Annotated in this window: 9 protein-coding genes; 4 read left to right on the top strand and 5 right to left on the bottom strand. The window is 43.7% G+C overall.

All coding sequences use genetic code 11. The features are described from left to right. Positions 1–173: 173 nt before the first annotated feature. The gene (locus tag MHN09_RS10460) at positions 174–1067 is read right to left on the bottom strand and encodes a LysR family transcriptional regulator (RefSeq protein ID WP_187447820.1); all 894 of its coding nucleotides are present in this window, start codon (positions 1065–1067) and stop codon (positions 174–176) included. Positions 1068–1226: 159 nt separating this feature from the next. On the opposite strand from MHN09_RS10460, the gene MHN09_RS10455 reads away from it, so the two are divergent. The 4 genes from MHN09_RS10455 to MHN09_RS10440 all read left to right on the top strand — a co-directional run bounded on the left by MHN09_RS10455 (position 1227) and on the right by MHN09_RS10440 (position 4191). Beyond that, on the top strand, positions 1227–1985 hold the full coding sequence (locus MHN09_RS10455; protein WP_187447929.1) for an SDR family oxidoreductase: 759 nt from the start codon (positions 1227–1229) through the stop codon (positions 1983–1985). Positions 1986–2059: 74 nt separating this feature from the next. Then, positions 2060–2464 carry an alcohol dehydrogenase catalytic domain-containing protein gene (locus MHN09_RS10450; RefSeq protein ID WP_239240599.1) on the top strand — a complete coding sequence of 135 codons (405 nt, stop codon included), beginning with the start codon at positions 2060–2062 and terminating at the stop codon, positions 2462–2464. A 22-nt stretch (positions 2465–2486) separates the two neighbouring features. Further along, positions 2487–3494: a zinc-dependent alcohol dehydrogenase family protein gene (locus MHN09_RS10445; RefSeq protein WP_239240596.1), complete on the top strand. Its 1008-nt coding sequence runs from the start codon at positions 2487–2489 to the stop codon at positions 3492–3494. A 283-nt stretch (positions 3495–3777) separates the two neighbouring features. Beyond that, the gene (locus tag MHN09_RS10440) at positions 3778–4191 is read left to right on the top strand and encodes a PaaI family thioesterase (RefSeq protein ID WP_239240593.1); all 414 of its coding nucleotides are present in this window, start codon (positions 3778–3780) and stop codon (positions 4189–4191) included. 396 nt (positions 4192–4587) lie between these two features. Here MHN09_RS10440 and MHN09_RS10435 read toward each other — a convergent pair whose 3' ends face one another. From MHN09_RS10435 to MHN09_RS10420, 4 genes are all read right to left on the bottom strand, one after another. After that, the gene (locus tag MHN09_RS10435) at positions 4588–5121 is read right to left on the bottom strand and encodes a hypothetical protein (protein WP_239240590.1); all 534 of its coding nucleotides are present in this window, start codon (positions 5119–5121) and stop codon (positions 4588–4590) included. 244 nt (positions 5122–5365) lie between these two features. After that, a complete protein-coding gene (locus tag MHN09_RS10430) occupies positions 5366–6688 on the bottom strand; it encodes a DEAD/DEAH box helicase (RefSeq protein WP_239240587.1) in 1323 nt (440 codons plus the stop codon). Between the two features lie 261 nt (positions 6689–6949). After that, entirely contained in the window at positions 6950–7603 is a 654-nt protein-coding gene (locus MHN09_RS10425; RefSeq protein ID WP_014949519.1) for a CoA transferase subunit B, read from the bottom strand. After that, positions 7603–8310 (bottom strand): CoA transferase subunit A, encoded by a 708-nt coding sequence (locus MHN09_RS10420; RefSeq protein ID WP_039232997.1) that lies wholly within the window; start codon positions 8308–8310, stop codon positions 7603–7605. Before MHN09_RS10420 ends, MHN09_RS10425 begins: the two co-directional genes overlap by 1 nt. Positions 8311–8410: the final 100 nt, after the last annotated feature.

Raw genomic sequence — 8410 nt, 5'->3', positions numbered from 1 at the left:
AATTACGCTAAATAACTATGTACATGAGCCGTATACGAGGCCCGTATGTACGGTTCTGTGAGAGGGATGAGGCGGTGACGCCTCACCCTACTCGATGTGTTGAGTTTGGTGTTTCGTGTTGGGAGTGAGATATAGCTTCCTTTGAATAGCCTTCAATGTCGGCTTCAAGGCCATTAGCCGACACTCAATCTTGACACCAAGTGATCAAAAACCAATCGAATACGTTGTGGTACTGGACCACGTTGAGGGCGATAAATATATAAATCCCAAGGCACCGGCTCGACCTCTTCTAACACTCTCACAAGTTTCTCTTGACGTAATAAGTCTTGGACTAAAAAGTCAGGAATTTGAGCAAAACCTAGTCCATTTTGTATAGCCATTAATTCAGCTTCGGTGTCGGCACTTCGAAAACGTGTTATAGATGGCGTCCACTGTCTGTCCACGGAAAAAACCCATGGCCAAAGCTTTCCCGTATTGCGATCTACTAACCCTGTAACGGGCAAGTGGTTTAGTTCTTCAATAGACGCAGGCCTTCCCACTCTATTTATTAACTCAGGCGAAGCCACGACATACATATTAATTTTGGTGAGCTGGCGGGCAATAAATCGACTATCTCTCATGAAGCCGATACGTATCCCAATATCTATTTTTTCGTCAACTACATCCACGCGCTCGTCACTGAGTGTCAGGTCTATATCCAGTTGAGGATGTATTGATGAAAGTTCCAGTAATACTGGCATTAAGCATTTATGACCAAAACCAACAGGCGCTGCGATACGAACCCGCCCTTGTAATTCATTACCCGAGTTAGGGGCGCTTGTTTGAAACAATTCATCTACAGCGCGCAGGCGTTCTTTTGCTATCAAAGCAAATTTTTCTCCAACTAGGGTCACTTGTATGTGTCGAGTATTTCGATGAAATAAAAGCTCTCCTTGCAATTGCTCTAATTCCTTCACTGCTCGTGTGACTGCCTGAGGAGAAATTCCCAGACGATTAGCCGCTTCTTTAAAGCTGCTAGACTCAGCAGCAGTACAAAATATCCGGAGCATTTCCAATCTGTTAAGCATAACAGTCACATTCAGGTTTGATATGAATACGCTAATATTATTCCAAATTATGGAATTGTGAAATTAAAACTTTTCCATTTATTGGTTTTTAAAAGTAAGGGATAATTTGCACATTATTTAGACAGAGTCATTCATTCAACTGATTTGAGGATATTAACTATGAGTAGTGTTTTAGCAAACAACATCAGTGGTAAGGTCGTTGTCATCACTGGTGGTAGCAGCGGTTTGGGCGAGACCACGGCAAGACATCTAGCCAGTCTTGGCGCATCTGTTGTTTTAGGTGCCCGACGCATCGACAAGCTTGAAGCTATTGCTGCTGACATACGCACAGCGGGCGGAAAAGTTGCGGTTCAAGCGACAGATGTGACTTGCCAGGACGAAGTGAAGGCCCTTGTAAATCTTGCACAAGAGCGCTTCGGTAAAGTTGATGTGGTTATCAATAATGCAGGGTTAATGGCGATTGCACCGTTAGCTGAGACTCGAGTTGACGAGTGGGATCGCATGATTGACATCAACGTTAAAGGTCTACTGTATGGAGTAGCTGCAGCGCTTCCGATTTTTCAGGCTCAGGGAACAGGCCACTTTATCAATATTTCATCCGTAGCGGGTGTTAAAGTATTCAGTCCCGGCGGCACGGTTTATAGCGGAACCAAATTCGCTGTTCGCGCTATTGCCGAAGGCTTACGCCATGAAGTTGGGGGTAAAATTCGTTCAACAATCATTTCACCAGGTGCAGTCGAATCTGAATTAAAACATGGAAGTTCAGATACTCAGGGTGCAGCCTTTGTAAAAGATTTTTATCAGCAAAATGAAATTCCATCTGAATCTGTTGCTCGTGCTATCGCATACGCAATTGAGCAGCCTGCGGATGTGGATATCAACGAGATTGTTCTGCGCCCAACTGTTCAAGAATTTTAATTCGTTTAATAAAAGATCTATCAACCAGCGGGTGATTTAACCACCCGCTGAATATTCAGTATGTGAGGTTATTGATGACAGCGTTAAACAGACAAATGCGTGCTTTGGTATTAGATAGCTATGAAGAGGGTACAGTATTCCGGGATGCCCTGATTAACTTACCCTCTCCATCAGCAGGTCAGGTGCAAGTAAAAATATTTGCAAGTGGAGTCAATCCTATTGATTACAAGATCCGCCAAGGTATCGCTCCTTATGCCATGCCGGAATTACCCGCAGTACTTGGCACCGATTTAGCTGGAGAAATTGTTGCTATCGGCGACGGCGTCACCGACTTTGCAGTAGGCGATGCAGTTTATGGTCTGACTGGCGGGGTGCGAGGATTGCAAGGATCATTGGCTGAATATGCCAACGTAGATGCTGAATTACTTGCTCTCAAACCGAAAAATTTGTCCATGCGTGAAGCTGATGTAATTTCTTAAAAAGTCATTGTTGAGGATGCATATGAGCCCAAGAAAACTAATTCGAACTGTTCGTTTCCATGAATTAGGTGGCCCCGAGGTATTAACTATTGACTCGCTCGCGAGTCCAAGTTTGCAGGCCACTGATGTACGTATTGCGGTCAAAGTTGTTGGGCTCAATCGTGCTGATGCCATGTTTAGGCGAGGCAGCTATATAGAAAAGGCTGACTTCCCTTCGCGAATCGGCTATGAAGCATCTGGGATAGTCATTGAAGTCGGGGAAGAGGTAAATCATTTACGCCTTGGGGACGAGGCTTGTATTGTCCCTCAGATGGGGCTTTCTCAGAACGGCTGCTACGCAGAAGAGATTGTCGTACCAAGTGAATATGTAGCACTCAAACCAGCAGGGCTAACCTTTGCTGAAGGCGCAGCAGCTTGGATGCAGTACCTGACAGCTTATGGCGCTTTGGTCGAAATTGCTAACGTGCAAAAAGGCGATGCAGTACTGATAACCGCCGCATCGAGCAGTGTTGGATTGGCTGCGATTCAAATTGTGAATGCTCTGGGGGGCATCCCTATCGCTACAACTTTAACAGGAGCTAAAAAGGCTGCTGTGCTCAAGGCTGGCGCGGCCCATGTGATTGCAACCCAAGAAGAACCGCTGCTGGATAGCTTGAGAAGTATCTTGGGAGAAAACAATTTAAAAATTGCATTTGATGCTGTCGGTGGGCCGCAGATAGCTGAAATTGCTGAAGCAATGAGCCCTGAAGGAACAATAATTGTTCACGAAGCATTAAGTCCCGAAACAACTCCTTTTCCCTTAAAAATAGCACTTCGTAAAAGTCTGACAGTTAGGGGTTATGTGTTTACTGAAGTTATAAAAAACATCGAGCGTTTTCGCAGAGCAAAGCAATTTATCCACTCGGGTTTATCCGAGGGAACACTCAAGCCTGTCATTGATCGAAGCTTTAAATTTGAAGAGATAGTAGCAGCGCATCACTATCTGGAGTCAAATCAGCAGATTGGTAAAATAGTGGTCGAACTTGATTAACAGTTCATAGCTTCCGCTGGTCTCTCAACTCAGTCAATGGCTGATTTTGGTCGGGAATTTGCGTGTTCAGTGGCGAGTAGCATGGCGGAATTTATTGGAAGACTGGATAATCCAAGCAATGAGATTTGGACGATCAAACGGGGCGATAAAATTCTAGCTTCTGTACGAAAGTCAGGGCTTTGCATTGGTGGAAGAGAAACTAGGCTTACAATGGGGTATAGAAGTCTTGGAGCAACGTTTCACCAGGTGCCTATAAACGTGAATAAATATTTAAGGAGTCTCAATGACAGCTACAAAAGAAGAAGTTATCGCTTTCATGAAATCGGAGTTTCCACAAAGCAAATGCGTTGTGGAAGCAGTGAGCAACGGTGGAGCGACTGTATCTCATCATGTAGGTCAGGATGAATTACGTCCTGGCGGAACGGTTTCGGGGCCTGTTTTAATGAGTGTGGCTGATGTGGCACTTTATGTGGCGATACTTGGTAAAATTGGCATCGTGCCATTGGCAGTAACAACTAGCCTTAACATCAACTTCTTACGTAAGCCATCGGCAACTGAGCGAATCATTGCGGAATGTTCTCTGATAAAAGTCGGCTGTACTCTCGTGGTTGGGGAGGTTTCTCTGTACTCTGAGGGGGTGAGTGATTTGGTAGCACATGCTGTGGGTACATACTCTATACCGCCCTATACATCGTAACGAAGTGAAAATATTAAAACAATTAACTCTTTGAAAGCTTGACTCCGTTTAAAAGAAAAAAGGCAGTTATTTGAGGGGAAGATTAAATGGTTATCAATTGTAATCTGATATAAACGCCTACTTCAGGCCTGCAGCGGAGGCATTGGAGCAATTCGAGGCCAACAAATAAAGTCAGTCGGACAGCTAACGCTGTCGCTGCTTTGGGCGTAGAACGTTCGCCCCTTGTCTACAATGGACAAGCGCGTTAGTAACCTTCAATATCCGCTTTACAGCACAAAACAGAAGTAGTCGAATAAAAGTAGGATTGTCAGTATCTTCTCTCAAACGAAACTTTAACACAAACGCTACTCTAAACAATCACCGCCGCCCTAAAAAGCAATCCTTGGTGAATACAAATTACCAATCAGCGCTGTATACTATATTGGCTGCGGACGCTTCTACTTCTAGTGGGGCTTTATCGAAACCGTATTCAGCCATGTCGAAAAAGTGTTGGGTGACAACTTCGTCTAAACTGGCTCGTTCAATCTGTAACACATGCACTAATTCGTGGGCTAACTTGGGTCTATTAAGCTCGAAATCTTTGCGAGCATAAATCGAATAGCCGAAAACTTGTGCGTTAATTATTATTCCTTCTCCAACAAGTCCAACGGCTTCGCCAAACACTTTGAGCGCGAAGTTTTCGTAGGGATAAGGCACTTCATCTACATAAACAATTCTTACTTTTTTAGGTTGTTTTATGCCTATCTCCGCTGCTAGCGCCAATTCTTGTTCATTTAACGGTTGACCTATTTTTAAGCCTTTCATATCTGTTTCATGTGCCCACTCTATGTATTGCGGCAACAATACGCGTGCTATTATTTTTTCATAGGAGAGTGCCACAACGACTATTACTATAAACAAGGCTAACGATACGAACTTTATAAATTTCATGTGGTTAAAATCCATTTTAAAAGAGGGGAGTGTGTGCCGCTTACACGCTTTGTTACAAACAGTTGAAACGTGTTGTCAGCGAAATCGCATTAATGCTATATGCGTAGTAGAGCATATGATGGCGAAGTGTTCCATCAAAGGGCTGTAGGAAATGTGATTAAAAACAAAGTAAAAGGTTACACACCGCTATTCAACAGTGAATTGTGACTAGCGGCGGTGATGGTTCAAACTACGATATAGAGTTTTATTCGTCGTCAGACAGAGTGTTTCTTGGCTTGCGCTTCACAGGAACCATACCAATATCTTCTCCAGACATGGTATCGACACGCTTTTTAGTACCAGGTTTTGCTGGTTTCGCTACGCGCTTTTTACCATTTTTCGCGTTTGATTGTTTTGCCACTTTTTTCTTCCGCGTAAAACCTTTAAAAGACGCCGAAAATTCGTCGTGTGGTGAACACTCTAACGCATATTGAAGGTGATTTTTAAGCCCCTCGAAACTGTTCCAGTCACGAGGGCCAATTAGCGAGAATGCTTCGCCTTTTTGCCCAGCACGGCCTGTACGGCCGATACGGTGAATGTATTCATCAGCGTTCTTAGGAAGGTCAAAGTTAACCACCAATCCTACTTTTGATAGATCTAGCCCACGAGAGGCGAGGTCGGTAGTAACCAGAATACTGTGCTGTCCACGAGCAAACGCACTCATTACTGCTGCGCGTTGGCTTTGTAGCATATCACCACGAAGCGCAATAGCTTCTAAGTTCTGTTCGTTAAGCAGTGCTGCAATTCTGTCTGTATCTTCACGGGTAGCTGTAAATACGATAGCTTGGTTGTAGGTACGATTGGCTAGCTCAAATTGTAAAATTTGATCTTTGTTACCAACATTGTCTGCAAAGAAGCACTTCTGTTCGATATCGCCATGCTCTGCGGTTGAGTCTCCTACAGCTACACGAACAGCGCCTTTGGTTAACTGCGTTGTCATATGCTTTAACTCAATATTATCGAGCGTGGCAGAAAACAACATAGTTTGACGCTTTCTGTGATCAGCATAGTCGTTGATCATTTTAAGCTGAGCAGAGAAGCCTAAGTCTAACATTCGGTCGGCTTCATCAAAGATAAGCAACTCTAAACCGTTTAAATACACACTTTTATCTAATAGATGGTCGGCTACACGACCAGCGGTACCAACGATAATGTGAGGGTTACGGCGAAGCGCTTTAACTTGGTCGTTATAATTTTCACCACCCACAATAAGTGAACAAGTAAGATTTAGCCCGGTACACATTGATTTAGCTTCAATGAAAACTTGTTTGGCTAGCTCACGAGTTGGCGCAAGGATAAGTGCGCGTGGGTCTTGACGACTAAGGGCTTTTTGCGACATTAGCCTGTTTATAGCTGGCACTAAAAAGGCGAAGGTTTTACCTGACCCCGTTTTTGATGACGCAATTATATCTTTGCCCTGAATAGCAGGCAGCATAGTGCGTTCTTGAATTTCGGTAAGCGTCGAAATATTTTTCGTTTCGAGCTTTGAAATAATTTTGTGGTGAACAGGTAAATCAGTAACTAGCAAGAAGGTATAGCCTTTTTAAAATGACATTCGGGCGCATTATCCCTTAATGCACGGTGCATTTAAAGGTTTATTGGAAAGGCTTATAAGTTTGCACACTGAAGGCAGGTACTTGTAACAATCGTTACTCAACGAAGAATATAAAGTTAAAGCAAAAATGTGAGTTAACTCAATGGTGCGCGCTTACCACAAGAGCATAAATGCTGAATGATAAGCGCGACATGCGAAGAACAATTAAATGAAAAGCACAATCAAACGCAGAGTTTAAAACTGCATTTCAGGTACATTTTCAGGAACAACAAGCTTTCCGCCCGTTTTCTCTTTAATTTCGTCAACGCTGACGCCCGGTGCACGTTCTTGAAGCACAAATGCGCCGTCTTCAACACTCAGCACTGCTAAGTCGGTAATAATGCGCGTAATACAGTTAACACCGGTTAACGGTAAAGTGCATTCGCCAAGTAGTTTTGGGTTACCGTGTTTGTCGGTATGGGTCATAGTAACAATTATGTTCTTCGCGCCAGCAACTAAGTCCATAGCGCCGCCCATGCCTTTAACGAGTTTGCCCGGTATCATCCAAGAGGCAATATTACCCGATACATCAACCTCAAATGCGCCAAGTACAGTAAAGTCAACGTGACCACCGCGGATCATGGCAAAGCTCTCGGCGCTACTAAAAATAGATGCGCCTGTGATAGCCGTTACCGTTTCTTTACCAGCGTTTATCATATCAGCGTCAATTTCACTTTCAGTCGGGTAACGTCCCATACCCAAAAGGCCGTTTTCTGACTGCAGCATCACGCTGATGTCATCTGGCACATAGTTAGCTGCGAGGGTAGGGATACCTATGCCTAAATTGACGTAATCGCCATCTTTAAACTCTTGAGCGACGCGCATTGCGATTTGTTCTCTACTAAGCATTACACTGACTCCTTGCTAACTACACGGCGTTCAATACGTTTTTCAAATGAACCTTGAATGACACGGTTTACATAAATCCCGGGAGTGTGGATCTCGCTAGGATTCAATTCACCAGGCTCTACAATTTCCTCTGCTTCTACCACAGTGACTTTACCTGCAGTAGCGGCCATAGGATTAAAGTTTTGTGCTGTATGGCGATAAATACAGTTTCCGTAAGTATCTGCTTTCCATGCTTTTACAATGGCAAAGTCGCCAGTAATAGCATGTTCAAGAATATAAGGGCGACCGTTGAATTCTTTGACTTCTTTTCCTTCACCAACAGGCGTACCATAACCTGTGGCAGTGTAGAAGGCAGGAATGCCAGCACCACCAGCGCGCATTTTTTCCGCCAGCGTTCCTTGAGGTGTAAGCTCAACTTCCAACTCACCGTTGAGCAGTTGTTTTTCAAACAGGGCATTTTCACCTACATACGAAGACACCATTTTGGCTATTTGCTTATCTTCCAATAAAAGGCCTAATCCAAATCCATCTACACCGCAGTTATTAGAAACTACAGTAAGTCCAGATACGCCCATTTTCTTAATTTGGCCTATCAGTCCCTCGGGTATACCGCACAACCCGAAACCGCCCGCAATAACTGTCATACCATTTTCAAGGCCAGCCATTGCTTCTTCGTATGAGGATACAACTTTGTTAAATCCCGCCATTCTCTATCTCCAATGCATTTGTTAAAAATAAGTATCGACATTGTTGCTTCATTTGTAAAATCGAATTAATCTTGCGATTAATAAGAACTATTTATTAATC

Origin of the sequence: Alteromonas sp. MmMcT2-5, assembly GCF_022348315.1 — a bacterium.
Lineage (GTDB): Bacteria > Pseudomonadota > Gammaproteobacteria > Enterobacterales > Alteromonadaceae > Alteromonas > Alteromonas macleodii.
Note: the sequence above shows the minus strand (reverse complement) of the source record. Positions and strands in the feature narration are given on the sequence as shown.